Here is a 24,654-nt window from a genome sequence, read left to right as displayed (position 1 = left end):
CATGCGTACTGACCCCATTATCCTGGGTACCGCCTTTGGCTACCTGGCCCTGTTGTTCGTGGTCGCCGCTTGGGGGGATCGTCGCGCTGAACAGGGTCGCTCGCTGATTGGCTCCCCCACGGTCTATGCGCTTTCCATCGCTGTCTACTGCACCGCCTGGACCTTTTACGGCAGTGTGGGGCGAGCCGCCGAGCATGGCCCCAGTTTTCTGCTCATCTACCTGGGCCCCACGCTTGCAATGCTGCTGTCGCCTTTTGTCATTCGCAAAATGGTGCGTATCGCCGCTCGCCAGCGCATCACCTCGATTGCCGACTTCATCAGCGCCCGCTATGGCAAAAGCACTAGCCTCGGCGCACTCGTCGCCTTGATGGCCCTGATCAGCATCACGCCCTATATCGCCTTGCAGTTAAAAGCCATCACCGTCAGCCATGCCGTGCTGATCAACTACCCCGACGCCGCCGACACCACCCTTGTCGATGAACACTTCTGGATGGATAAATCCCTCTGGGTCGCCCTGGTGCTGGCCGTTTTCATCATCCTGTTTGGTACCCGCCATCTGGATGCCAGCGAACGCCACGAGGGCATGGTGGCAGCCATCGCGCTAGAGTCGATCGTCAAGCTGGTAGCGTTTATGGCCGTCGGTGTGTTTGTCGTCTTTGTCATGTTTGAAGGACCTGGGGCGCTGTTTGACCAGGTGGCCGCAACGCCCGAACTGGCTGAAAGCATGCGACTGGATAGTGTGCCTGGCGGCGCCACCGGCTGGGTGGGCATGCTGGTGCTGGCCTTTCTGGCCTTTCTGACCCTGCCACGCCAGTTTCAGGTGCTGGTGGTCGAAAATGTCGATGAGCAGCATCTCACTCGGGCAAGCTGGCTGTTTCCGCTTTATATGCTGCTGATCAACCTGTTCGTGATTCCCATTGCGTTGGCGGGACTGCTACTGGGCGTGAGTGCCGGCGACCCCGACAGCTTTGTGTTGACGCTGCCGCTTTCCGCCGGGCTGGAAGGTTTGCCTCTGCTGGTATTCATAGGCGGTCTCTCGGCAGCCACCGGCATGGTCATCGTCGAGACGATTGCGCTTTCCACCATGGTCAGCAACCAGCTGGTCATGCCGCTGCTGTTGCGCTCTCGGCGGCTGCACCTGAGCACCAAGGGCGAGCTTGCCGGCTGGCTGCTCGGCATCCGCCGCGTGGCCATTGTGCTGATTCTGCTTCTCGGCTATCTCTACCATGCGCTGATTGGCGACTCCTATAGTCTGGTCACCATTGGCCTGGTGTCTTTTGCCGGCGCGGCTCAGTTTGCCCCGGCGCTACTGATCGGTCTTTACTGGCGTGGCGCCACCCGCCAGGGCGCCGCTGCTGGGCTGATAGCGGGTTTCGTGGTCTGGTGTTACACCCTGCTGTTACCCGGCTTTGCCCAGTCCGGCTGGCTGGATGCGGCATTGCTCACCGAGGGCCCCTGGGGCATCGATTTGCTGATCCCCTATGGATTATTCGGCCTCGAAGACTGGGATATTTATACCCATTCGCTGCTCTGGAGCATGCTGGCCAACGTGGGGCTATTGGTGGGTGTTTCGCTATTTACCCGCCCCACACCGCTTGAACAGACCCAGGCGGCGCTGTTCACCGAAGCGATGCATCCCAACCTGCAAACGGCCCCGCTCTGGCGAGGGCAAACGACGCAAGGGGCGCTTAACGAATTGCTCATTCGCTACCTTGGAAATCAGGCCACTCGGCGTGTCTTCCGTCAAAATCGATCTGACAATGTCTTCGTGGCGGATGAGCCCGCCAACGCCGAGCTGATTACCCGCGCCGAACAGGCACTTGCTGGATCGCTGGGCAGTGCCTCGGCCCGGGTGCTGATCAACTCGGTGGTACGCGGCGAAGCACTGGATATCGAGTCAGTTCTGAGCATTCTGGATACCACGTCCCAAACCCTTGAGTACAACCGCCGCCTGGAGCAGAAATCCCAGGAGCTGGCGCAAATCGGCGAGGAGTTACGCGGTGCCAATGAACGGCTGCGCGAGCTGGACCGATTGAAAGATGAGTTTGTCGCCATGGTCAGCCACGAACTGCGTACACCGCTCACCTCAATTCGCGCTTTTGCCGAAATTCTGCGCGATAACAGCCAGCTACCCAATGAAAAACGTGAGCACTTTCTGGGGGTTATCGTTCATGAAAGCCAGCGGCTATCCCGCCTGATAGAAGAGATTCTGGATCTTGCGCGATTGGAAAGCGGCCGGTTGACGCTCAACCCGGTGCCGCTGGACCTGGCCGCGCTGGCGCGGCGCAGTATTGATGCCATTGCACACCTGCACCAAGAACGCGGGATTGAGCTTGAAATGAGTCTTGAGGCTGACCCCGCGATGGTCATCGGCGACCAGGACCGCCTGGAACAGGTGATCATCAATTTACTCGATAACGCGGGCAAATTTGCTGATCGCCATCAGCCCAGGGTCCGTCTGGCGCTTTATCGCCATCGCGACCATTTCCGTTTGAGTGTGGAAGATAACGGCGCGGGGATTAGCGTTGATGAACGCGAACGGGTATTCGAAAAATTTCATCAGATACAGCAGGACGGCGATATCCCCCATGGCCGCCCCAAGGGAAGCGGGCTCGGGCTACCCATCAGTCGGGGCATTATTGCCCACCTGGGTGGACGCCTGTGGGTGGAAGATGCCATATCCCTAGGCGGTGCCTGCCTGACACTGGAGCTGCCACCCGCCCCTGAGCATCCCGCGGCGACAGATTCATCCGCGCCACCGTCAGCATCATAAGCACGACGCTTGGCTAGGTAGTTCTTGCGCGCTGTACAAACGCTTTGATTTGCTGGAGATCGAACTTTAACAGCAGACGCTCATCTTCGCGGAGACGTTGCACATCAACCCAACCGTCAGCAGCGTGACCGCGGACTTTATTGTATCGCTGCTGATCCAGCAAGCGCTGCTGCAGGCGCTCAAAGGCCGCCAGGAGTAGACCTGATTGCACCGGGGTTAGCGCCTGTGATGCATGGCTGAGTGCAATCAGCCGCTCTCGGGTGGCTACTTCATGGCGTTTATGACGAACACACAGCAACCGCGCAGCACTGATCAGCGGCAGTAATCCCTGTTGCTTCAGATTGATGGCTTGATCGTGGGGTGCCGCCAGGCCGGGGCTTGAGGCTATCCGCCCAAAGCGGTCCAGTGCCACCGGAAGCTCTTCAAGCAATGCCGCCATCTCATGCATGAACAACGATGCCTTGGGCAGCGTCGCCGCAATGCTGTCAGCCAGTCGCTCCGCCAGCGCGGGATTGCCCGCAACCGGTGAAAAATCAAGCAATATATTGGTCTGCTGTACCCGCTTTACCTGCCGGTCGGCACTCCAGATTGCCAGCTGCGCACGCCACTCGCTCAATCGTTTACGCCACATCGGCCAGCGCGCCATCACATGGCCTCGGCATAGCGGTATACCCGCCTCATCCAGACGCTTTGTAAACCGCTCGCCTAATGCTTGAAAGTAGCCGTCGATCTCGACGTGCCGGTGGTCGGGGTAGTCGTCAATGATCAGCGCGTTGTCCTGGTCGGGACCCAGTAAACTCTCGTAGCGCGCTGCCGAGCCTAACAGCAGTACGCAGTAGTCAACCGGCGGTTCTCCCCAGCCTTGTGCGCGCATTTCGTCAAGCGATAGCGAAATCGCCTGACGGTAAAGCATGGCGTTGTGGTCACTGATCACCTCACTAATGCGCCAAGCTGGCAGATCGTAGTGGTCCAGTGAATCAACCAGGGACAGCTGCCACGCATGCGCATCGGCTAACGAGGTAAACGGCGAAGAAAGATATGTTGAAAGATGACTCAGCGGCGCGTTGAGCGCCGGTAAATTGAGCGTCCCATCATCATTGAACAGGGAGCGCCAGGGTGAGGCTTGGTGGACAACACGCATACGCCTCTCCTTAACGGTGCAGCGGCCTCTTGGTTACCGGCCACCTTCGTGACGCGGGTCGGGCTTGAACATGTCATCACCCACTTCATCGATGTAGCGCTGGGCTTTAGTGACCATCATGGCGTCGCACGCTTCGCGACTGGGCAGCATGTCCGAGCGCTCAAAGCGGTGCTCAAGCGCATCATCTTCTCCCTGGGGTCGGCTGATCAAGCCGCTGACTCGGTATTGACCGCTCTGGTTATCGGGTTGGGAGGTGATCATGTAGCCTTTATATTCGACGGGATCGGCCGACTGGGCTTTACCCGTAGCGCCTTCCTGGCCGCCACCCAGCAAACCTGAGAGTAGTTTTTTTAACATTGTGACTCCTCGCGTCCGGCAGGCGGCAAGCCACGCTTGCCGCCCAACCAGTCCGTTAGCTCTGTTTACGGCCTTTACCTGCCGCAATCCGCAGGCGCAGCGCGTTCAGCTTGATAAAGCCTTCGGCGTCTTTTTGATCGTAAGCTCCGGCGTCGTCTTCAAAGGTGGCAATCGATTCATCAAACAACGACTGCTCTGACTGACGGCCCACCACGATGGCATTACCCTTGTAGAGCTTCATGCGCACCACACCGGATACGTTGTGCTGGGTTTCATCGATCGCGGCCTGGAGCATGCGACGCTCCGGGCTCCACCAGTAGCCGTTGTAGATGACTTCAGCGTACTTCGGCATCAGTTGGTCTTTGAGATGAGCTTCTTCGCGGTCCAGGGTCAACGACTCGATCGCCCGATGGGCGCGCAGCATGATACTTCCCCCTGGCGTTTCATAGCAGCCACGCGATTTCATGCCCACATAGCGGTTTTCAACGATATCCAGACGGCCGATGCCGTTATCGCCACCCAGCTTGTTAAGCTTTTCAAGCACTTCATGAGGCTTGAGGGTTTCACCGTCAATCGCCACGATATCGCCTTTCTCAAAGGACAGCTCAATATAGGTCGGCTGATCGGGGGCGGCTTCGGGCGAAACACTCCAGCGCCACATATCTTCTTCGGCTTCCGCCCAAGGATCTTCCAGAATGCCGCCTTCGTAAGAAATATGCAGCAGATTGGCATCCATCGAGTAAGGCGATTTTTTCTTTTTACTGGAGAAATCGACGGGGATGTTGTGCTCTTCGCAGTATGCCATCAGCTTTTCACGTGAGGTGAGATCCCACTCACGCCATGGCGCGATCACTTTCACACCTGGCTTCAAGGCGTAGCCGCCCAGCTCAAAGCGAACCTGGTCGTTGCCTTTGCCGGTCGCACCGTGGGAAATGGCATCGGCACCGGTCTCGTTGGCGATATCGATCAGGCGTTTAGCGATCAATGGCCGGGCAATGGAGGTACCCAGCAGGTATTCACCTTCGTAGATGGTGTTGGCACGAAACATCGGGTAGACGAAGTCGCGCACAAACTCTTCGCGCAGGTCTTCGATATAGATTTCTTTGACGCCCAACGCCTCTGCCTTGGCGCGCGCTGGCTCAACCTCTTCGCCCTGACCGATGTCGGCGGTAAACGTCACCACCTCGCAGTTGTAGGTTTCTTGCAACCACTTGACGATAACGGATGTGTCCAGGCCGCCTGAATATGCCAGCACAACCTTTTTGACATCGGACATTCTTGACTCCTTTTCTGAACAAGTGCGCGCCAGACTCGTTAATCGTGGAATGGCTCACGCTGAAAAATACCAGTCTCCAAGTATAGCGTTCTCAGTGCTCAGCGAATACCGCCAACGACGCCTTAACAGGAAACTGCTAGAATCACCCCACGAAAAGCGCTAACCGATTACTCGCAGACTAAGGAGAGCTGCATGAGCGAGGCGATTGCCCGCGAATTAATGGCCCAACGTTTTCGCAGTTACCTGCCCGTTGTCGTTGATTTAGAGACCGGCGGCTTCAATGCACAAGGTGACGCCGTGCTGGAAATTGCTGCCGTTACCCTGACAATGGACCCAGAAGGCAACCTTCTGCCCGATACCACTCACGCCTACCATATTCAGCCGTTTGAGGGAGCCAACGTTGAGCAATCCGCGCTGGATTTCACCGGCATCAACCTGGATGACCCGTTACGTCAGCAGGTCGCGCTGAGTGAAGAAGAGGCCTTGGGCGAAATTTTTCGGCCAATCCGCAAGTCGATTAAAGCCCACGGCTGTTCGCGGGCTATCCTGGTCGGCCATAACGCTGCGTTCGATCATGGTTTTTTAAACGCGGCCGCCAACCGTTGCGGTATCAAGCGCAACCCCTTTCACCCTTTTTCCAGCTTCGACACGGCGACCCTGGCAGGATTGATCTATGGCCAGACCGTTCTGGCGCGCGCCTGCCAGGCAGCGGGTATTGAATTTGATAATAAAGCGGCTCACTCAGCGCGCTACGATACCGAACGCACAGCAGAGCTGTTCTGCGCCATGGTCAACCGCTACAAGGATTTAGGTGGCTGGCAACTGGCCCAGCGCGAACAGGCCCTGGATAACGGCGACTAGCCGTATGCAGGCCTTAACGCTTTACGCTAAACTTTGCCCACTTATTATTAAGCTTTCCGACTTTCAGGAGATGAGACGTTTCCATGGCTCAGTATAATGCCTTTTACGCCCAATCAGGCGGTGTCACCGCAGTGATCAATGCCAGCGCTTGCGGCGTCATCGAAGCTTGCCGCCAAGCCCCCGACCAGATTGGCAAGGTCTATGCCGGTCATAACGGCATTATTGGAGCCCTGACGGAAGATCTCATCGATGTCACCCAGGAAAGCGACGACGCCATCGCAGCCTTGCGCTACACGCCCGGGGGTGCGTTTGGCTCTTGCCGCTACAAGCTTAAAGATATCGACACCCACCGTGCTCAATACGAGCGCCTTATCGAGGTCTTCAAGGCCCACGATATCCGCTACTTCTTTTACAATGGTGGCGGCGACAGCGCGGATACCTGCCTGAAAGTGTCTCAGCTTTCCGAAAAACTGGGCTATCCTCTGACGGCGATTCACGTGCCCAAAACCGTCGATAACGACCTGCCGATTACCGACAACAGCCCAGGTTTTGGCAGCGTGGCGAAGTACATCGCCACCTCTACCCGTGAGGCGTCATTGGACATCGCCTCGATGTGCGCCACATCCACCAAGGTGTTTGTGCTTGAAGTGATGGGCCGCCATGCAGGCTGGATTGCGGCGGCAGGCGGGTTAGCCGGTGAAGGCGCTGGTGAGCCACCCCACCTGATCGTATTCCCCGAAATTCCGTTCAACCGTAAAGCGGTGATGGAAAGGGTCGAGCAAAGCGTAAAGCAGAATGGCTACTGCGTTATCGTGGTATCGGAAGGGGCACGCTACGAAGACGGCACCTTCCTGGCCGATGCGGGCAACACCGACGCTTTTGGCCACCGCCAACTGGGCGGCGTTGCCCCGACGCTGGCCGGCATGATCAAGCAGGACCTGGGCTATAAATACCACTGGGCCGTTGCGGATTACCTGCAGCGCGCTGCCCGTCACCTGGCGTCTAAAACCGATGTGGAACAGGCCTATGCGGTAGGTCGTGAAGCGGTGACGCTGGCGCTGGCGGGCAAGAACGCCATGATGCCGGCCATTCGCCGGATCTCCCAGTCACCCTATCAGTGGGATGTCATCTCCGCCCCGCTCTCCCAGGTGGCAAACCAGGAGAAGTTCATGCCCCGCGATTTCATCAGCGAGGAAGGCTTCGACATTACCGACACCTGCCGTGACTATCTTTCGCCGCTGATTCAGGGCGAAGATTTCCCGCCGTTTGAAAATGGCCTGCCGAAAGTCGCCAAGCTGAAACTGGCCAAGGTAGAACGCAAGCTGCCGGTGTTCACACTTTAAGCGTTGCTTGTTACTCATCCGTTGATACACAAAAAAGCCCGGGAACGTCTCAACGACGCCTGGGCTTTTTTGTCGACTCAAGGCAAAGTGCGCGGGTTAACGCAACAGCCACGACAGCACGAGCAGCAAAAGCAGAATACCGGCCACTCCCTGCCAGAAGTGGCGCGGTTCTTTTCGGTCCTTGTCACCGACTATCCGCTTGCCCAACGGCAGCCGTAAGGCATGCAGAAACTCGGATAACCGCCTGAAACGCAGTGAACGCTGGGGATCCAAGGCGCGCCGCAGGGCCTCGTCAAGCTCTGGCGAGATTTCAGGGTTGGTGGTTCGTGCGTTGCGGTAAGTCAAACCCTCAAGATCGGTATGACTGCGCAGCCGGTTAGGCGTCAGGCTGTAAGGCAGTTCGCCCGTCAATAGCCAATACACGGTCGATGCCAGCGAATATTGGTCGCTGCGACGCCCGACACTGTCCCCCAGGGCATATTCGGGGGCAGTGTGCTCATTGAAGCCCACCTGCCTCAACAGCTCGCCTGAATGGCGATGGCCGTCAACCTCGCGCATGTGGCAGGCGCTGAAGTCGGTCAGAACAACCTTGCCGTGCGGATCGATCAAAATATTATCGGGATTGACTTGCTGATGCAGAATGTCGCGATGGTGCAAGGCCTGAACGGCTTTGCCCAGCTGATTGGCAATATCCAGCCGCTGGGACAGATTTGCCTGGGGATGGCGCTCGGCCCACTGACGCAGCGTCTCGCCTTCAATATGCTGCATCAGATAATAGAGGTAACGCCGCGACCGCGACGGCTCGACAACCTTGACCACGAACGGCGAGTTGACCCGTTCCACCACCCACTGCTGAAGCAGAAAGTGCTCAAGATAGGCATTGCGCAGCGAAAGCTCCGGGCTGGGCGCTTTCATGACCATTTCCCGCTCTGAGTAGACATCGCGTACACGGTAGATACGTGACTGGGCCGTACGCGACAACACCGCCAGCACCTCCAGGCCATCAAGCCTGGTCCCGGGTGCAAGTTCGGGCGGTATCGGCAGTTCGCCGTATAACTGACCGGGGTGGTCGCTACTTTCTTCAGGCAACTCATCGATGCGTACCAGCTGGAAGCAGAACTGGTCACCACCATAGCCGCGTTCCTGAGCGCGTTGCTTCGCTTCATTAGCGAGACGCTCACAGGCCGCATCCAGATCGCTGGCATCCTGGCGGATTAGCCGCACGTAGTCGGAAGGCAGCAAGGTGCCCCCCACGGCCTGGGTCGTAAACAGGAAAAGGTCGCCCTGCTTCATGGGCAGATGGGTGTAGTCAATATCCAGACTGCCGTCCATACCCAGCGCCCGCGATGGATAGCGGTACCCGCCCAGGTCCGTGACGTGATCACGCGTTAGCTGTTCGAACTCGGCGCCTCTCAGACGAAACACCAGGGTGTCACCCATGTGGAACAGGTGGGCATCGCGTTCGCGGAAGATCAAGGCCGACAGCGATGACACGAAGCTACCATTTTGCACATGCTGGCTTTGGCCATAACACCAGCTATTGAGCGCTCTGAGTACGCGCGTCGCCGACGTTTTTACGTCCCAGTGATCAGGCGTGGAAAAATAATCGGCTAAAAACCCCCGTACACTTAAATCACCCGCCTGTTTAGCCAGGGTATTACGCGCTAGCGAATCGCTAATCACCGCGCAGCCCCCTTTTGCCTTGAGCAACGGCGGTTCGGGGAAGCGTACCGACATGGAGCTGCGGTGCAGTCGCCGATCCGGGGCAACAAATGCCTGACCGTAACTGATCAGCAATTGGGCATGGGCCAAGTCATCCTCCTGAGCATACAGCATTGGCAACTGACATCACTGTCTGGGAATTCCTATGATACACGCTGGAGATACTGAACGATGCTCGCCAAACGTCGCGACGTCGTAAAGCAGACCGTGCAGCACGATGGTGAAACGCTTTGTCGGCGCAACACACCTATGTCGCATTGGCAATCTTGCGGCCATGTTCGTATAATCCGGTGCTATTCATACAGCAACTTCGGTTGCCTAGCCATTGTACGACCAAGGAATTAATGATGAACTTCGACAACATCCCCGCTGGTAAGGATCTGCCCAACGACCTATATGTGGCGATTGAAATTCCTGCCAATCATGCGCCGATCAAATACGAGATCGATAAAGACATGGGGGCCCTGCTGGTCGACCGCTTTATGGCCACACCCATGTTCTACCCGGCCAACTACGGTTTTATCCCCCACACCTTGGCCGACGATGGCGATCCGCTGGACGCACTCGTGGTCACACCGCATCCGGTCCAGCCAGGCAGCATCATTCGAGCGCGCCCTGTCGGCATCCTTAACATGACCGATGAAGCCGGTGAAGATGCCAAGCTGGTATGTGTTCCGCACCCCAAGCTCAGCTCGCTCTACGATGACATTCAGGAAGTCACCGACCTACCCGAATTGCTGCGTCAGCAGATTGCCCACTTCTTTGAGAACTACAAAGATCTCGAAAAAGGCAAATGGGTTAAAGTCGAGTCCTGGGAAGGCGTAGACGCAGCACGCAAGGCGATTGAAAAATCAGCGGCGGCTTACCACAAAGCCTAAGCAGTTCCGCGTTCGTGATAAATGGGGCCACCTTCGGGTGGCCCCGTTTCGTTGACGGTCAGCATTTTTCCTGATGCCCGGTGCCAACCGTTACCAGCGCGCCATGTTGCGTTATGCTAGCTGCCTGATATGACGTTATCGACCAAGGATATATTTTGCATACGATTCGACGTTTAGGGCTGTTACTTCTGCTCGGCACGCTACCGCTATTGGCCCAGGCGCAGTGGTTCTCTTCAAGCGATCCGAACGACGACTTTCTACCCGTCCTGGAAGCCTTCCAACCCACCGCCTGGCATGACGGTGACACGCTCTTCGTGGGCGTCGAAGCCGCTGAAGGCTATTACCTCTATCGGCACCAGTTTGCCGTGAAGAGCCTGACGAACAAGGCTCGCCTGGGTGAGCCCGAACTGCCCGAGGGCACCTTCACCAATGATGAATTCATGGGTGACGTATACACTTTCCGCGACAAGGTGGTCATGGAAGTGCCGTTGGAAAGTGACTTTTCGGGTCCGCTGGATATCGACTTTACCTTCCAGGGCTGCGCCGATGCTGGGCTTTGTTACCCGCCGGAAACCGTCGCGCTGCAGGCCACCGAAAGCCAGCCGCCGAGTGCATACGCCGATTGGGAGCCCGGAGCGGACACTGACGAGCCGTCTGCTGACTCGCCCGCCGCATTGGACGACAACACCGCAACCCTTGGCGCGCCGCAAAGCGAGGGCAGTCGCTTCAGCCAACTGATGACCGACGCCAGCCTGCCGCTGGCGCTGGGGCTTTTCTTCCTGGCGGGCATCGGGCTGACATTCACCCCCTGCGTCTTGCCGATGGTGCCCATCCTGTCTTCAATCATCATCGGTCAACAGCCCTCGCGCCCTCGCGCCTTCATGCTGTCGGCCAGCTATGTGCTGGGTATGGCCATTACCTATGCCGGCGCGGGCGTGCTGATGGGGCTATTCGGGGCCGGCCTTAATCTCCAGGCACAGCTGCAGTCTGCTCCGGTACTGATCACCTTTGCCATTCTGTTCAGCGTGTTTGGCCTGGCAATGCTCGGCGCCTTTGATTTACGTCTTTCACCACGCCTTACGCAACGCGTCGATGCCTGGCAAGCGCGAGCACAACGTAGTGGCCCGGCAGGCTTGGCACTGGCAGGTGCACTCTCGGTACTGGTGGTGTCTCCCTGTGTAACGGCGCCCTTGGCCGGGGCACTGGTGATCATTTCAACCACCGGCGACGGCCTGACGGGGGGTGCCATGCTGTTTGCGCTGGGCATGGGGATGGGCGTGCCGCTGTTGCTGGTGGGGACCTTCGGCGCCACTCTGTTGCCACGTTCCGGCGCATGGCTTAACGGCGTCAAAATCGCGTTTGGTCTGTTGCTGTTCGGGGTGGCCATCTGGATGGTGGAACGTCTGGTAGCACCGTCAATTGCCCTGCTGCTCTGGGCGGCGCTTGCCATTGGTACGGCCCTGACATTGGGCGCCTTGCAAACCAATACACCATCAGGATGGGCTAAAGCGCGCCAAACGTTGGGCCTTATCCTTTTGACCTGGGGCATCGCCCTTACCCTCGGCGCGGCCTTAGGCTCGCATAATCCGTTGCGCCCGCTAAACATACAATCGGCCAATAACAGCGACGCTTCAGCACCACTGACGTTTCAGCGTTTGGACAGCTTGCCGGCACTCAACAGCGCCATCAACGCCGCAGAGGCGAGGGGTAAACCCGTCTTCGTTCATTTTACGGCTGACTGGTGCATCTCATGTCGCCAGTTGGAACGCGACGTCTATACTGATCCCGCTGTCATCGAGCAACTTTCAGGCTTTGAGCGCATTGCCGTCGATGTAACCGATACCAATGAGCAAAGTCGTGAACTGCTGAACCGTTACCAGCTATTCGGCCCACCCAGCCTGCTCTTTTTCCAGAACGGTCAGGAGGTCCGTGAAGCGCGCATCCAGGGCGATATCAACGCCGCCGACTTTACCCAACACCTGCGCGAATTGGCGCGCTGGGAAGAAAGTCGCCAGGCTGGCAAAAGTTAGATATTGAGGCGTCCTGTCGCGAATGTCGTCAAACGGTCGTTTAAAAATAGCGCTATGTGTCGAGCAGGTGATAGCTGGACATCGATAACGTTTTTCGGCACACTTCGCCACCATATTGATTGAACTTCTGCTTTTATAAGCAGTAAAAAAGGGTAACGTTCGTTATCATGCGGCGTTCTCTACATTTTATAATTTGGTTTACTGCGCTATTTACCGCGCGATAAACACCACTCTTAACGATAGTGATGGGGCTAGGTAATGGATATCCGTAAAGTCAAAAAACTGATTGAACTGCTTGAAGAATCCAATATTAGCGAAATTGAAATCCAGGAAGGCGAAGAGTCGGTTCGCATCAGTCGACATCCCAATGGCGCGACGTGGCACCCGCAGTCCATGCCCCAGTACGCTCAACATGCCCCTCAACAGGCACCTGCCGCGCCCGCTGCCAACAACGCCCCGACGGCTGAAGAAGACCCCGCGCCCGGCATCAGCTATCGCGGCGAAGCCATCAACTCACCGATGGTCGGCACCTTCTATCGCAGCCCCGCCCCCGGCGCCAAATCCTTTGTGGAAGTTGGCGATACGGTCAAGGAAGGCGATACCGTGTGCATCGTGGAAGCCATGAAGATGATGAACCAAATTGAAGCAGACCGTGACGGCGTGGTGGAAGCCATTCTGGTAGAAGACGGTGAGCCGGTGGAATTCGATCAGCCAATGATCGTCATCGCTTAATCCTTCATTTCAATACGGGTGGACTCTCCCATGCTCGACAAGGTACTTATCGCCAACCGCGGCGAGATTGCCCTACGTATCCTCCGGGCCTGTAAAGAGCTAGGCATTAAAACCGTGGCGGTTCATTCAAAGGCGGACCGCGAGCTCATGCACGTACGCCTAGCCGACGAGGCGGTATGTATCGGTCCGGCCTCCTCTGCTCAGTCCTATCTCAATATTCCGGCATTGATCAGCGCAGCGGAAGTGACCGATTCCAGCGCCATTCATCCCGGCTATGGCTTTTTATCCGAAAACGCCAACTTTGCCGAACAGGTAGAACGCTCAGGCTTTACGTTTATCGGCCCCCGCGCTGAAACCATTCGCCTGATGGGCGATAAAGTCAGCGCTATTGAGTCAATGAAAGCGGCTGGCGTACCCACGGTTCCGGGTTCGGACGGCCCGCTTGGCGACGATGATGAAACTAATCTCGCGACCGCCCGGCGCATCGGCTACCCGGTTATCATCAAGGCAGCCGCCGGTGGTGGTGGGCGCGGCATGCGCGTTGTGCACGCCGAGGGGCACCTGCTTTCCGCGATTACCGTCACCCGCACCGAGGCCCACTCCTCGTTTGGCGATGGCACCGTCTACATGGAGAAGTTTCTCGAAAACCCTCGCCACGTGGAAGTCCAGGTACTCGCCGACGGACAGGGCAATGCCATTCACCTGTTTGACCGGGATTGCTCGCTGCAGCGCCGCCATCAGAAAGTCCTCGAGGAAGCGCCGGCTCCTGGCATCGACCCTGACGCGCGTGCCCAAGTCCTTGAAGCGTGCCGCCAAGCGTGCCTCACGATCAATTACCGTGGCGCGGGTACCTTCGAATTCCTGTACGAGGACGGCAACTATTTCTTCATCGAGATGAATACCCGCGTCCAGGTCGAACACCCGGTTACCGAGATGATAACCGGTGTCGATATCGTCAAGGAACAGCTGCGCATTGCCTCGGGCATGCCAATGTCGATCCGCCAGGAAGACGTCGCTATTAACGGCCACGCCTTCGAATGCCGTATCAACGCCGAGGACTCGCGCACCTTCATGCCGTCACCCGGCAAGGTCAGTCTTTACCACGCGCCAGGCGGCCTTGGCGTGCGGATGGACTCCCACCTGTATACCGGCTATACCGTCCCGCCCCATTACGACTCGCTGATCGGCAAGCTGATCACCTGGGGAGAGGACCGGGAAATTGCCCTCACCCGCATGCGCAACGCGCTGGATGAACTATTGGTTGAAGGCATCAAAACCAACATTGATCTGCAAAAAGACTTGGTGCGCGACAGTTACTTCCGCCAGGGTGGTGTCAATATCCACTATCTCGAAAAGAAACTCAGCAGCTAACAAACGCTGCGATCGATCATCACGGGATGACCATCGTCATCCCGCTTTTTTTGCTGCTGCGGAGACCCGGAATGCCCTGGCTTCAACTCAAAGCGCACGTCCCGCCCGAGCAGGCAGAACTGCTGGAAGAATTGCTCCTTGAAGAAGGCGCGACGGCGATTGGGCTTCAAGACGCCCACGATGACCCGGTATTCGAGCCTGAACGCGGCACAACGCCTCTATGGCAGGACACCGTCGTCACCGGGCTATACGATGACCTCGAGGGCATTGACGCCATGCTTGCGCGCATCGAGGCCGCCTGGTCGGAACAGGTACCGGATGAACCCTGCCCGGCCATCGACTACGAACTCCTCGCGGATCGCGATTGGGAACGCGAGTGGATGGAAGACTTTACGCCACTGCGCATGGGTGAAAGGCTCTGGATTGTGCCGAGCTGGCACGAACCGCCCGAAGCCGACGCCGTCAACCTGGTACTCGACCCGGGCCTGGCGTTTGGCACGGGCACCCACCCAACTACTGCACTGTGCCTTGAATGGCTCGATAGCCTGGCAGTCAAAGGCCAGCTCGCCGACCAGTCTGTACTGGACATTGGCTGTGGCTCGGGCATTCTCGCCATTGCCGCCTTAAAGCTTGGCGCGGCTCATGCCGATGGTACCGATATTGACCCTCAGGCATTGCAAGCCAGTCGCGAAAACGCCGAGCGAAACCGTATCGACGAAACGGCCCTGGCACTCTGGTATCCCGAGCAACTGGCTAGTAGCCAATACCCGATTGTCACCGCCAACATTCTGGCGGGGCCACTCATCGAACTGGCATCAACGATTGCAGGCCACGTGGCACCTGGCGGTCGCATTGCTCTGTCGGGTATTTTGGCCAACCAGGCCGATGACGTCACACAGGCCTATCAACAACAAGGGCTTAGCATGGATGCGCCTGTCATTCGGGAAGGCTGGGTACGCCTTACCGGACAACGCATCGCCTAATCCGTCGATTACCACTCAGGCCGCCTTCACCCCGCCGTCGAGTAAGCGTATCATACGCCACCTCGGGCGGTCTGATGGCCGTTAACCGCACCATCGAAGCGCCAATTGCCATGACCCTATCGACATTGCCACCGCTCAAGATCGGCCCATACGCCCTGCCGAACCGGGTCATATTAGCGCCCATGGCGGGCGTGACCGATCGCCCTTTCCGTCAGTTGTGTCGGCGACTGGGAGCAGGCTGGGTAGTGGGTGAAATGGTCACTGCCGACCCGAATCTGTGGCATACACGCAAATCAAAGTTGCGCATGGACCATCGCGGCGAGCCCGACCCAAGGGTTGTGCAAATTGCCGGAGGTGACGCTGAGATGCTCGCCCAGGCAGCCCGACTCAATGCCGATCTTGGCGCACAGGTAATCGATATCAATATGGGCTGTCCGGCCAAAAAAGTCTGCAATAAGGCAGCAGGCTCAGCTTTGCTCCGCGATGAAAAGCTGGTTGGCGAGATTCTTGACGCCGTCGTCAACGCCGTGGATATTCCTGTCACCCTTAAAATTCGTACCGGGTGGTGCGCTGACTCCAATAACGGCGTCCGTATCGCGCGTCTTGCCGAGGAAGCCGGCATTCAATCGCTGGCGGTTCATGGCCGACATCGCGAGCAGCGCTATACTGGATGGGCAGAGTACGACACCATTGCCGATATCAAGTCACGATTGGGCATTCCGGTGATTGCCAATGGGGACATCACCAGCCCGGAAAAAGCGGCCGAGGTACTGCGCTACACACACGCAGACGCCGTTATGGTAGGCCGGGCCGCTCAGGGAAATCCCTGGATTTTTGATCAGATTCAATACTTTCTGGAACATGGTGAGCACCGCGCTCAGCCCAGCCTGAAAGAGCGTCGTGGCGTGCTCATTGACCATTTAAGTGCCCTTCATGGCTTTTATGGCGACACCATGGGAGTGCGCATTGCGCGTAAGCACCTTGGCTGGTACCTGGGAGAAGATGCCCGTTTCACTCCAGCTCAGCGGCGTGATTTAAAGCAACAATTCAACGGATTGACCACTACCGAGACACAAGTCAATTGGATCAATGACGCCATGGCCCCCGATGCCATCAAGCGTCTGCTAGCCAAAGGAAGCTATGCAGCATGACCGAACGCGATCTTGACCTTGTTTCCAGCGACAGCGCGTCAGACAGCCATACACGCCTCAACGGCACGCTGGCAGACTCCGAGGCCAGTATGCCGCCACAGCCTCTTCGTGAAGCTGTGGAAGCCGCGATGCGTCGCTACTTCGAGCATCTCGATGGCAGTCAGGCGAGCGACCTGTACGCCATGGTGATGGCCGAAGTAGAGGCGCCATTGCTCGCCTGCGTGCTTGAGCACACCGAGGGCAACCAGACCCGCGCGGCGGATGTACTGGGCCTCAACCGTGGCACGCTGCGCAAGAAACTCAAGCTTTATGGACTTATTGAAGGTGACGCCCCATAACCCTGAGGGCGTCATTGTTTTTTTCATTCTCTACTCTCACGAGCACCCTCATGGCTGATAGCACTGCGACCCCTGTACGCCGCGCCCTTTTGAGCGTTTCCGATAAAACCGGCATCGTTGAATTTGCCCGCGGCTTGTCCGAGCACGGCGTGGAGCTTCTCTCCACGGGCGGCACATTCCGCCTGCTACAGGAACACCAGATTCCGGTTAAGGAAGTTAGCGAACACACCGGTTTCCCCGAGATCATGGATGGCCGCGTCAAGACACTGCACCCCAAAATCCATGGCGGCATTCTCGCCCGCCGCGGTCAGGATGACGCAGTCATGGCGGAGAACGACATTACCCCGATTGATATGGTCGTGGTGAATCTCTACCCTTTTGCTGCCACCGTCGCCAAGCCCGACTGTACGCGGCAAGAAGCCATCGAAAATATCGACATTGGCGGCCCAACCATGGTCCGCGCCTGCGCTAAGAACCATGCGCACACGACGATTGTCGTCAACGCCGACGACTATGCCCGGGTGCTGGGCGAGCTCACCGCTCAGGATGGTCATGTCAGCGAAGCTACCCGTTTCGACCTCGCGGTTAAAGCCTTTGAACACACGGCGGGCTACGACGCTGCCATCGCCAATTACCTGGGGCGACAGGTCGAGGAAGCCGACGCTGAGTTTCCACGTACGTTCAATCTGCAGCTGCACAAGAAACAGGCCATGCGCTACGGTGAAAACCCGCACCAGCAGGCTGCTTTTTACGTAGAGGAAGAAGCCAACGAACCCGGTGTGGCGACAGCCAAAATGCTGCAAGGCAAGCCGCTTTCGTATAACAACGTCGCCGATACCGATGCCGCTTTTGAGTGCGTCAAAGCCTTTGAAGATACCACCTGCGTGATCGTCAAGCACGCCAACCCATGCGGCGTTGCGATTGGCGCCACCGCCCTTGAAGCCTACGATAAAGCCTTTGCGACCGATCCCACCAGTGCGTTTGGCGGCATTATCGCCTTCAATGTGGCGCTCGATGCGGATACGGCTCGGGCAATCATCGACCGCCAGTTCGTAGAGGTCATCATCGCACCAGGCGTCAGCGCAGACGCCGCATCGATTGTGGCCGCCAAACAGAATGTCCGGCTGCTGGATGTCAGCGCACATTGGCCCAGCGAAACCAAGCCTGCCTTCGACTTCAAGCGTGTTAACGGTGGTCTGCTGGTTCAAGAGCGTGATCAGGGAATGGTACCGCGTGATGCCCTGACGGTGGTCAGCGAGCGCGCTCCGTCCGAACAGGAACTGCGTGACCTTTCGTTTGCCTGGCGGGTCGCCAAGTTCGTCAAATCCAATGCCATCGTCTACGCCAACAATGGACAGACAATAGGCGTTGGCGCGGGACAAATGAGCCGTGTCTATTCCGCCAAGATTGCGGGCATCAAGGCGACCGACGAAGGCCTCTCAGTGCCGGGCTCCGTGATGGCATCGGACGCTTTTTTCCCGTTTCGTGACGGCATTGATGCCGCCGCCGCCGCGGGTATCACCGCCGTCATTCAACCGGGCGGCTCAATGCGCGACCAGGAAGTGATCGATGCAGCCAATGAAGCCGGCATCGCCATGGTGTTTACCGGCATGCGTCATTTCCGCCACTAAACCAGGCTAGCCACCGTCATCAAAAAGCCCTCATTGACGTCTTATCAATGAGGGCTTTTTCAGTGCAGGATAGATTAAAAAGCGGCTTTAGCTGAGGTCAATACACAGGTACTTGGTTTCCAGATACTCTTCCAGGCCCTGGTGCCCACCTTCGCGTCCCAGGCCGGACGCTTTTACGCCACCGAACGGCGCCGCAGCATTGGAAATCAGGCCGGTATTAATGCCTACCATGCCGTATTCGAGTGCTTCAGCTACCCGCCAGACCCGCGACAAATCGCGTGAATAGAAGTACGACGCCAGCCCATACTGGGTGTCGTTAGCCATTTCAATGGCCGTCTCTTCGTCATCAAAGGGAAAGACCGCCGCCAGCGGACCAAAGGTCTCTTCGTGGGCCACTTTCATTTCATGCGTGGCAAAGCTGATCAAAGTAGGGCTGAAGAAGTTACCACCCAAGGGATGGGGGTACCCTCCCAATAACAGTTCGGCCCCGTGGTCGACCGCATCCTGGACGTGCTCACTGACCTTCTTGACGCCATCCTGGTCAATTAACGGCCCAATATTGATATTGTCCTGGGTGCCATCGCCCACATTCAGCTCGCTGTTCATCGCCACAGCGAGTTTTTCGCAAAACGCATTGATGACGCTGGAGTGGACCAAAAAGCGGTTAGTGCAGACACACGTCTGCCCTGCGTTACGAAACTTAGCGGCCATGGCGCCGTCCACCGCCGCATCCAGGTCGGCATCTTCAAAGACGATAAAGGGGGCGTTGCCGCCTAGCTCGAGCGATATTTTCTGCACATGCTCGGCGGCCTGCGCCATCAGCTTGCGGCCAACTTCGGTTGAACCCGTAAAGGTAATCTTGCGAACTTTGGATGACTGGGTAAGCGCTTCGGCGATGTCAGCAGCGCTACCCGGCACCACATTGAAAACGCCTCGGGGGATACCGGCACGCTCCGCCAGCATGGCCAGCGCCGTGGCCGAAAACGGCGTTTGGCTTGCTGGTTTGACAACGATGGTACAGCCAGCCGCCAAGGCAGCCCCCGCCTTACGGGTAATCATCGCCGCCGGGAAATTCCAGGGAGTGATGGCGCCGACAACGCCAACAGGCTGCTTGGTCACCACGATACGCTGATTGGCTTTGGCTGCCGGAATGGTTTCGCCGTAAACGCGGCGAGCCTCTTCAGCGAACCAGCGTAGAAAACTCGCTGCGTAGGCAATTTCGCCCGCCGCCTCTTTAAGTGGCTTGCCCTGCTCGTGGGTCATCAGCATGGCGAGGTCTTGCTGGTGCTCGAGCATCAGGTCATGCCACTTCAATAGCAAATCTGCCCGCTCCTGAGCAGTCAGCGAGCGCCATGCGGGAAGCGCTGCATCGGCCGCTTCAATGGCCCGTTCGGTTTCCGCTTTACCCAGCCTTGGCATATCGCCCACTATCTCGCCAGTGGCCGGGTTAAGGACGTTGATCTGGTCACCGCTGTCGGCCGCTACCCAACTTCCATCGATATAGGCAAACGGACAGTACAGCTGTGTCTCTTTAAGCGCTTCCATGACAGACTCCTGCCCCCAGATAAGGGACTCATCAGCAAAATAACTTCTTCATGCTATGACGAAACAGGGTAACAGACCAACCGTAATACAGTATCGCGTCGCGCTGGGTTAATTGACCAGCGTCAAGAACTCCTGCCGCGTTGCCTGATTGGCGCGGAAATCGCCCAGCATAACGGACGAGGTCATACTCGAATTTTGTTTCTCGACGCCGCGCATCATCATGCAAAGATGTCGCGCCTCAATCACCACGGCCACGCCACGCGCTTGAGTTACTTCCTGCACTGCCTCAGCAATTTCACGGGTCAGGTTTTCCTGAATCTGCATGCGCCGGGCATACATATCGACAATACGAGCAAATTTGGAGAGTCCCAATACTTTACCGTTCGGCAGGTAAGCGATGTGGCACTTTCCAATAAAGGGCAACAAGTGATGCTCGCACATTGAATACAGTTCGATATCCTTGATCAGTACCATTTCGTCGGTCTGCGACTCGAATACCGCACCGTTGACGATTTCCTCCAGCGACTGATGATAACCATGCGTCAGGAACTGCATCGCCTTCGCTGCGCGAAGAGGCGTATCTCTCAGCCCTTCACGCTCAGGGTTTTCCCCGAGTGCACTGATAATCTGTTGGTAATACTGGGCGATATCATCCGTCATGGTAAGCCTCGTCGAAAGTGTCGTGCACGATGGGTAGGCACCATCGCGCTAGAAGGAGTCGGCCGTTGGCCGCCATGGCAATGATTGGACGCAATCCAGACACAACCATGTACAGAAAATATACTCTAAATAAGTTACGTACAATAAAATATTAACATAACGCAATAAAACGATGCATCTTAGCGCACCTCGACCCTGTGTGGCAGCTTGGCTTAATGAGCTATGCGCCTATGTGGATGATAGAAAGACACTATGCCAGCCACTGCGGCTTTTTGAGCACCAGTAACTGTTGCTCAAGTTGCCGGATATGCTGATCCCAATACCCTTTATCAGCGACCCAAGGAAACGCCAACTGGAAGGCTGGGTCTTGCCAGCGAGAGACCAACCATGCGCTGTGCCGTATCAGCCGGTAGGCACGCAGCGGTTCAATCAGCCCTATCTGCTGATGGGGAAAGGGTCGCGTTTCTTCGTACCCTTCGACAATCTCGCTCATCTGGCGGCGCCACTCGACGGGCTCATTGGCCGATAGCAGCATCCAGATATCCTGAATCGCCGGTGCCATCAAGCAATCGTCAAAATCGACCAGTGAAAACTGCTCATCACGCCCCAGAATATTGCCCAAATGGCAATCACCGTGGCAGCGTATCGTTGCGTCCTCGCCCCATTGATGAGGTCGAAGCGCTTCCAGCATGCGGGTAATGACACTTTCGTAACCTCGGCGCTGATGACGATCCAACCGCTGGCTATCGAACACCCGTTGCTGGGCATCTCTCACCCCCTCCAATAACTCAAGGCGTGGACGATGGGTAAACGTGCCCTTGCTGGAGACCTCGTGCAGCCGCCCCATCAGCTCACCCAGCGCAAAAAGATGAGCATCGTTGTCAAGCTCAGGGGCCTGACCAGGGCAGTGGTAGAATAACGCAAAACGATACCCTTCATAGCGATGCAGGCTTTGCCCCTGGCTATCACGCCAAACGGTGGCCACCGGCACCCCGGCCTGGCTAAGCTCGACAAGAAAATCGTGCTCTTCCTGGATAGTGGCGTCTTGCCAGCGTTCTGGACGATAAAACTTGATGATCCACTGAGCACTTTGTTCATCTCGGAACATCATCACGCGGTTCTCATAGCTGTTGAGCGCAAACGGTTCCGACGTTGGCCATATATCCAACGACTCCACCGCTGACATCACAAGGCCAGGAGAAAGCTGGTGAAAAGCATGCGTCATGGTGTCTCCAGGGATCAATCAGTAAAAGCGTATAATCGACGATGGCATAGTGCCGTCAGGCATCATCAACCACCAGTGGTGTGCGCGCTGCCGCCCATACATCAACACGCTGCGCCCCTGCCCGGCGCAAAGCCAGAGCTAGCGCATGGGCCGTAGCCCCCGTGGTGACAACGTCATCGACAATCGCGACATACCTAGGTGGCGGTGTATCAATCACGAAAGCGCCCGCCAGATTGGCAAAACGCGCCTGCCTGTTCAAGCGGCGCTGCGACGGTCCCGGCTTGAGCCGTCGGGCTTCGAGCATGGGCAAGCCATTTCGTTGGGCGAGCTCGAAAGCCAACCAACGCGCCTGATTGAACCCGCGGTCGCGAGCGCGCTCTGGCGTCATCGGCACAGGCAGTATCGCATCAAAGGGTGGCGACGGCAGGCTGTCTTGCATTAACTCACACAGCAACATGCCTGCCCGAGGTCGGGCGTTGAACTTGAAATCGTGCACCAGTGTATTGATGGGCAACGCATAGCGTAACGCCACATGGGCAGCCTCAAAGGCAGGCCGTTTACTAACGCAATGCCCACACAAGGCTTGGTGATCGCTCGTTAGCTGATCACCACAGCACGGACAGGCAGGCCAATTCCAAGGCAACTGTTCGTAACAGGCTGAGCACCAGCTTGCTTCCCCTTCAAGCGTCGCCAGGCAAAATGCGCAATATCCCGGCAACGCCCGTTTTACCAGGCCACTACCGGCGGCTACCCAGCGCTTCAATAGCATTAGCGCTCCTCGGCTGGCGGATTGAACACTTTGTCATTGACTTTATACAAAAGATTGATAGTATACGCCTCGTTCTGCGGATGTGGTGGAATTGGTAGACACGCTAGATTTAGGTTCTAGTGCCGTAAGGCGTGGGAGTTCAAGTCTCCCCATCCGCACCAATTCAGTGTTAAGTGTTACCCCCTCCTGGCACCCTGCTTCCTAGCGTTCTGACTTACTCAAATCTCTGCCTGCCCCCTTTGAAACAAACCATTTTCTTGCATCTATTATATGCATTTTAACTAATTATATATATGTCACTTATTAGCTGACTGGCATCTCCTGCGTATTGAGCTAGCTTTTGTTTTATCTGCCAGACGCTTAATCACAAATCAGGCTAAGGAATGCATCCATGGAATGGCTAAACGATAACGCTCAGGCAATTTCCGCCGTCACGAGCATCTTGACGCTTCTCGTTTGGTTATTTTACGCGCAGCTTTTATATAACGGCTACGTACGCCAGCGTCGTCCTCGTGTGATTATCAACCGAGGCCTCGGCACCGGCCAGCATGCAATGTGTTTGATAAGCAACATGAGTAGTGAATCCATCTATATCCAACATGTCGTGGCAATACTCCATACGCAAGAACAAAGCTATATGGTCGACGTGGCGGAGTATCAGGAAGAAGAGAAAGAAGATAAACAACAAGAGAAATCCATCAGAAGCCACCAGGGCCCGCTAGCCTCTGGCGATTACCTGCACATGCAGCGCTTTACTGACATTGCCGAGCAAATACGCGCCTCATGGCAATTAGATAACGATACTTTTGATCAAACAGGCCTAAAGTTAGAGCTACGTGTGATTGCGATCTATGGCTCGGAAGATCGGCCCATCGGGGCTTCACGCTCATTTTACTTGAACGACCCCAACACCCCATCGTCCTCGCGGCCTGCATTGATACCCGTTAGTGTGGATACCAAACGCCTCAACGGCCGCCTTCAGCGGCTTAAAGTAAAACGCTGGGCAGAGGAGATCGACAACCTGGAAACGAAACGCTAGCCCGGCCGTGGCAATGCGCACGACCCACAGGGCACCCTGAAACATGGCTATAGCCGCAGCCCGCCGTCGCACTCGATGATGCGACCAGAGAAATAATCGTTCTCGAGTATAAAAGCCACGCTTTGCGCAATATTCTCCGGTTCTCCCAGGCGTTTGAGCGGCACCTTCGACGCAATGCGCTCCAACATATCCGGGCGCATTGAGGCCGTCATGTCAGTATTGATAAAACCGGGCGCTACCGTACCCGTGCGAATGCCATACCGCGCAAGCTCGCTTGCCCAGGTGACGGTCAATGCATGAACGCCCGCCTTGGCAGCCGCATAATTGCTCTGCCCGGGATTGCCCGCTTTAGAGATACTGGAAATATTGACGATCACACCTTCTTGCTGGGCCTCGATCATTTGCGTCGCCGCTTCTCGGCCACACAAAAACACGCCCGTCAGGTTGATATCGATAACGCGCTGCCACGCCGCCAGGGACATGCGCGTTTCCACCTGTCCCTCTTTGGCTTTCACCATCAAAGCATCGTCGGTAATACCCGCATTATTGACACACCCGCTGATCGGCCCCTGCTTCTCGGCAATATCAGCAAATGCCTGCACGACCGATGCTTCATCGGCAACGTCAACGACAACTCCCTGGGCCTCGATCCCCTGCCGGGCCAATGTTGAGACAGCGCTATCCAGGGCTTCACCACTAATATCCAGCAACGCTAGTCGCGCTCCTTGCTGACCCAGTTGCTGGGCCACGGCATAGCCCAGACCTTGTGCGCCTCCAGTTATCGCAATTACCCGACCATCCAGCTTCATTTAACGCTCCTTTCCATCCG

At 56.9% G+C, this 24,654-nt stretch carries 21 protein-coding genes and 1 tRNA gene; 13 read left to right on the top strand and 9 right to left on the bottom strand.

Features of this window, described 5'->3' with window-relative positions; all coding sequences use genetic code 11:
* Position 1: 1 nt before the first annotated feature.
* A complete protein-coding gene (locus HXW73_RS08070) occupies positions 2-2,773 on the top strand; it encodes a sensor histidine kinase (protein WP_186255706.1) in 2,772 nt (923 codons plus the stop codon).
* 13 nt (positions 2,774-2,786) lie between these two features.
* Here the strand turns inward: HXW73_RS08070 and HXW73_RS08065 are convergent, their stop codons facing one another.
* The 3 genes from HXW73_RS08065 to HXW73_RS08055 are packed head-to-tail and all read right to left on the bottom strand — an operon-like array spanning position 2,787 to position 5,547.
* Positions 2,787-3,914 carry a DUF294 nucleotidyltransferase-like domain-containing protein gene (locus HXW73_RS08065; RefSeq protein WP_186255705.1) on the bottom strand — a complete coding sequence of 376 codons (1,128 nt, stop codon included), beginning with the start codon at positions 3,912-3,914 and terminating at the stop codon, positions 2,787-2,789.
* Between the two features lie 33 nt (positions 3,915-3,947).
* On the bottom strand, positions 3,948-4,271 hold the full coding sequence (locus HXW73_RS08060) for an HlyU family transcriptional regulator (RefSeq protein WP_186255704.1): 324 nt from the start codon (positions 4,269-4,271) through the stop codon (positions 3,948-3,950).
* Between the two features lie 55 nt (positions 4,272-4,326).
* The gene (locus HXW73_RS08055; RefSeq protein WP_186255703.1) at positions 4,327-5,547 is read right to left on the bottom strand and encodes an argininosuccinate synthase; all 1,221 of its coding nucleotides are present in this window, start codon (positions 5,545-5,547) and stop codon (positions 4,327-4,329) included.
* A gap of 192 nt (positions 5,548-5,739) precedes the next feature.
* Between HXW73_RS08055 and rnt the strand changes: the two genes are divergently transcribed.
* Entirely contained in the window at positions 5,740-6,408 is a 669-nt protein-coding gene (gene rnt / locus HXW73_RS08050; protein WP_186255702.1) for a ribonuclease T, read from the top strand.
* Between the two features lie 83 nt (positions 6,409-6,491).
* Positions 6,492-7,751 (top strand): 6-phosphofructokinase, encoded by a 1,260-nt coding sequence (locus HXW73_RS08045; RefSeq protein WP_186255701.1) that lies wholly within the window; start codon positions 6,492-6,494, stop codon positions 7,749-7,751.
* 96 nt (positions 7,752-7,847) lie between these two features.
* Here HXW73_RS08045 and HXW73_RS08040 read toward each other — a convergent pair whose 3' ends face one another.
* On the bottom strand, positions 7,848-9,563 hold the full coding sequence (locus tag HXW73_RS08040; RefSeq protein ID WP_186255700.1) for a bifunctional protein-serine/threonine kinase/phosphatase: 1,716 nt from the start codon (positions 9,561-9,563) through the stop codon (positions 7,848-7,850).
* Between the two features lie 257 nt (positions 9,564-9,820).
* On the opposite strand from HXW73_RS08040, the gene ppa reads away from it, so the two are divergent.
* The 8 genes from ppa (at position 9,821) to purH (ending at position 18,587) form a co-directional block, all read left to right on the top strand.
* The gene (gene ppa / locus HXW73_RS08035) at positions 9,821-10,351 is read left to right on the top strand and encodes an inorganic diphosphatase (protein WP_186255699.1); all 531 of its coding nucleotides are present in this window, start codon (positions 9,821-9,823) and stop codon (positions 10,349-10,351) included.
* A 155-nt stretch (positions 10,352-10,506) separates the two neighbouring features.
* Positions 10,507-12,381, top strand: a complete 1,875-nt coding sequence (dsbD, locus tag HXW73_RS08030) for a protein-disulfide reductase DsbD (RefSeq protein WP_186255698.1) — start codon at positions 10,507-10,509, stop codon at positions 12,379-12,381.
* 258 nt (positions 12,382-12,639) lie between these two features.
* The gene (gene accB / locus HXW73_RS08025) at positions 12,640-13,113 is read left to right on the top strand and encodes an acetyl-CoA carboxylase biotin carboxyl carrier protein (RefSeq protein WP_186255697.1); all 474 of its coding nucleotides are present in this window, start codon (positions 12,640-12,642) and stop codon (positions 13,111-13,113) included.
* A gap of 30 nt (positions 13,114-13,143) precedes the next feature.
* Complete coding sequence (gene accC, locus HXW73_RS08020; RefSeq protein WP_186255696.1) at positions 13,144-14,484, top strand: acetyl-CoA carboxylase biotin carboxylase subunit; 1,341 nt, start codon at positions 13,144-13,146, stop codon at positions 14,482-14,484.
* Between the two features lie 71 nt (positions 14,485-14,555).
* Positions 14,556-15,467: a 50S ribosomal protein L11 methyltransferase gene (prmA, locus tag HXW73_RS08015; RefSeq protein ID WP_186255695.1), complete on the top strand. Its 912-nt coding sequence runs from the start codon at positions 14,556-14,558 to the stop codon at positions 15,465-15,467.
* A 110-nt stretch (positions 15,468-15,577) separates the two neighbouring features.
* Entirely contained in the window at positions 15,578-16,618 is a 1,041-nt protein-coding gene (dusB, locus tag HXW73_RS08010; protein WP_186255959.1) for a tRNA dihydrouridine synthase DusB, read from the top strand.
* Entirely contained in the window at positions 16,615-16,956 is a 342-nt protein-coding gene (gene fis, locus HXW73_RS08005) for a DNA-binding transcriptional regulator Fis (protein WP_186255694.1), read from the top strand. The genes dusB and fis overlap by 4 nt, the downstream gene beginning before the upstream one ends.
* A 50-nt stretch (positions 16,957-17,006) precedes the next feature.
* On the top strand, positions 17,007-18,587 hold the full coding sequence (gene purH / locus HXW73_RS08000; RefSeq protein ID WP_186255693.1) for a bifunctional phosphoribosylaminoimidazolecarboxamide formyltransferase/IMP cyclohydrolase: 1,581 nt from the start codon (positions 17,007-17,009) through the stop codon (positions 18,585-18,587).
* An 87-nt stretch (positions 18,588-18,674) separates the two neighbouring features.
* Here the strand turns inward: purH and HXW73_RS07995 are convergent, their stop codons facing one another.
* The 4 genes from HXW73_RS07995 to HXW73_RS07980 form a co-directional block, all read right to left on the bottom strand.
* A complete protein-coding gene (locus HXW73_RS07995; protein WP_186255692.1) occupies positions 18,675-20,132 on the bottom strand; it encodes an NAD-dependent succinate-semialdehyde dehydrogenase in 1,458 nt (485 codons plus the stop codon).
* Between the two features lie 108 nt (positions 20,133-20,240).
* The gene (gene folE, locus HXW73_RS07990; protein ID WP_186255691.1) at positions 20,241-20,792 is read right to left on the bottom strand and encodes a GTP cyclohydrolase I FolE; all 552 of its coding nucleotides are present in this window, start codon (positions 20,790-20,792) and stop codon (positions 20,241-20,243) included.
* Positions 20,793-21,042: 250 nt separating this feature from the next.
* Complete coding sequence (locus HXW73_RS07985; protein ID WP_186255690.1) at positions 21,043-22,017, bottom strand: serine/threonine protein kinase; 975 nt, start codon at positions 22,015-22,017, stop codon at positions 21,043-21,045.
* 55 nt (positions 22,018-22,072) lie between these two features.
* A complete protein-coding gene (locus HXW73_RS07980; RefSeq protein ID WP_186255689.1) occupies positions 22,073-22,786 on the bottom strand; it encodes a ComF family protein in 714 nt (237 codons plus the stop codon).
* A 76-nt stretch (positions 22,787-22,862) separates the two neighbouring features.
* On the opposite strand from HXW73_RS07980, the gene HXW73_RS07975 reads away from it, so the two are divergent.
* Both HXW73_RS07975 and HXW73_RS07970 read left to right on the top strand, forming a co-directional pair.
* Positions 22,863-22,947, top strand: a tRNA-Leu gene (locus tag HXW73_RS07975).
* A 230-nt stretch (positions 22,948-23,177) separates the two neighbouring features.
* Positions 23,178-23,825, top strand: a complete 648-nt coding sequence (locus HXW73_RS07970; RefSeq protein ID WP_186255688.1) for a hypothetical protein — start codon at positions 23,178-23,180, stop codon at positions 23,823-23,825.
* Between the two features lie 47 nt (positions 23,826-23,872).
* Here the strand turns inward: HXW73_RS07970 and HXW73_RS07965 are convergent, their stop codons facing one another.
* Entirely contained in the window at positions 23,873-24,634 is a 762-nt protein-coding gene (locus tag HXW73_RS07965) for an SDR family oxidoreductase (RefSeq protein ID WP_186255687.1), read from the bottom strand.
* Between the last annotated feature and the right edge of the window lie 20 nt (positions 24,635-24,654).

Origin of the sequence: Halomonas sp. SH5A2, from assembly GCF_014263395.1 — a bacterium.
Lineage (GTDB): Bacteria > Pseudomonadota > Gammaproteobacteria > Pseudomonadales > Halomonadaceae > Vreelandella.
The sequence above is the reverse complement of the archived record's forward strand: the minus strand, read 5'-3'. Positions and strand labels throughout refer to the sequence as shown.

Excerpts from the sequence above, each read along its gene's own strand:
- HXW73_RS08070 (WP_186255706.1), top strand. The coding sequence starts at position 2 with ATGCGTACTGACCCCATTATCCTGGGTACCGCCTTTGGCTACCTGGCC.
- HXW73_RS08065 (WP_186255705.1), bottom strand. The coding sequence starts at position 3,914 with ATGCGTGTTGTCCACCAAGCCTCACCCTGGCGCTCCCTGTTCAATGAT.
- HXW73_RS08060 (WP_186255704.1), bottom strand. The coding sequence starts at position 4,271 with ATGTTAAAAAAACTACTCTCAGGTTTGCTGGGTGGCGGCCAGGAAGGC.
- HXW73_RS08055 (WP_186255703.1), bottom strand. The coding sequence starts at position 5,547 with ATGTCCGATGTCAAAAAGGTTGTGCTGGCATATTCAGGCGGCCTGGAC.
- rnt (WP_186255702.1), top strand. The coding sequence starts at position 5,740 with ATGAGCGAGGCGATTGCCCGCGAATTAATGGCCCAACGTTTTCGCAGT.
- HXW73_RS08045 (WP_186255701.1), top strand. The coding sequence starts at position 6,492 with ATGGCTCAGTATAATGCCTTTTACGCCCAATCAGGCGGTGTCACCGCA.
- ppa (WP_186255699.1), top strand. The coding sequence starts at position 9,821 with ATGAACTTCGACAACATCCCCGCTGGTAAGGATCTGCCCAACGACCTA.
- accB (WP_186255697.1), top strand. The coding sequence starts at position 12,640 with ATGGATATCCGTAAAGTCAAAAAACTGATTGAACTGCTTGAAGAATCC.
- accC (WP_186255696.1), top strand. The coding sequence starts at position 13,144 with ATGCTCGACAAGGTACTTATCGCCAACCGCGGCGAGATTGCCCTACGT.
- prmA (WP_186255695.1), top strand. The coding sequence starts at position 14,556 with ATGCCCTGGCTTCAACTCAAAGCGCACGTCCCGCCCGAGCAGGCAGAA.
- dusB (WP_186255959.1), top strand. The coding sequence starts at position 15,578 with ATGACCCTATCGACATTGCCACCGCTCAAGATCGGCCCATACGCCCTG.
- fis (WP_186255694.1), top strand. The coding sequence starts at position 16,615 with ATGACCGAACGCGATCTTGACCTTGTTTCCAGCGACAGCGCGTCAGAC.
- purH (WP_186255693.1), top strand. The coding sequence starts at position 17,007 with ATGGCTGATAGCACTGCGACCCCTGTACGCCGCGCCCTTTTGAGCGTT.
- HXW73_RS07995 (WP_186255692.1), bottom strand. The coding sequence starts at position 20,132 with ATGGAAGCGCTTAAAGAGACACAGCTGTACTGTCCGTTTGCCTATATC.
- folE (WP_186255691.1), bottom strand. The coding sequence starts at position 20,792 with ATGACGGATGATATCGCCCAGTATTACCAACAGATTATCAGTGCACTC.
- HXW73_RS07985 (WP_186255690.1), bottom strand. The coding sequence starts at position 22,017 with ATGACGCATGCTTTTCACCAGCTTTCTCCTGGCCTTGTGATGTCAGCG.
- HXW73_RS07980 (WP_186255689.1), bottom strand. The coding sequence starts at position 22,786 with ATGCTATTGAAGCGCTGGGTAGCCGCCGGTAGTGGCCTGGTAAAACGG.
- HXW73_RS07970 (WP_186255688.1), top strand. The coding sequence starts at position 23,178 with ATGGAATGGCTAAACGATAACGCTCAGGCAATTTCCGCCGTCACGAGC.
- HXW73_RS07965 (WP_186255687.1), bottom strand. The coding sequence starts at position 24,634 with ATGAAGCTGGATGGTCGGGTAATTGCGATAACTGGAGGCGCACAAGGT.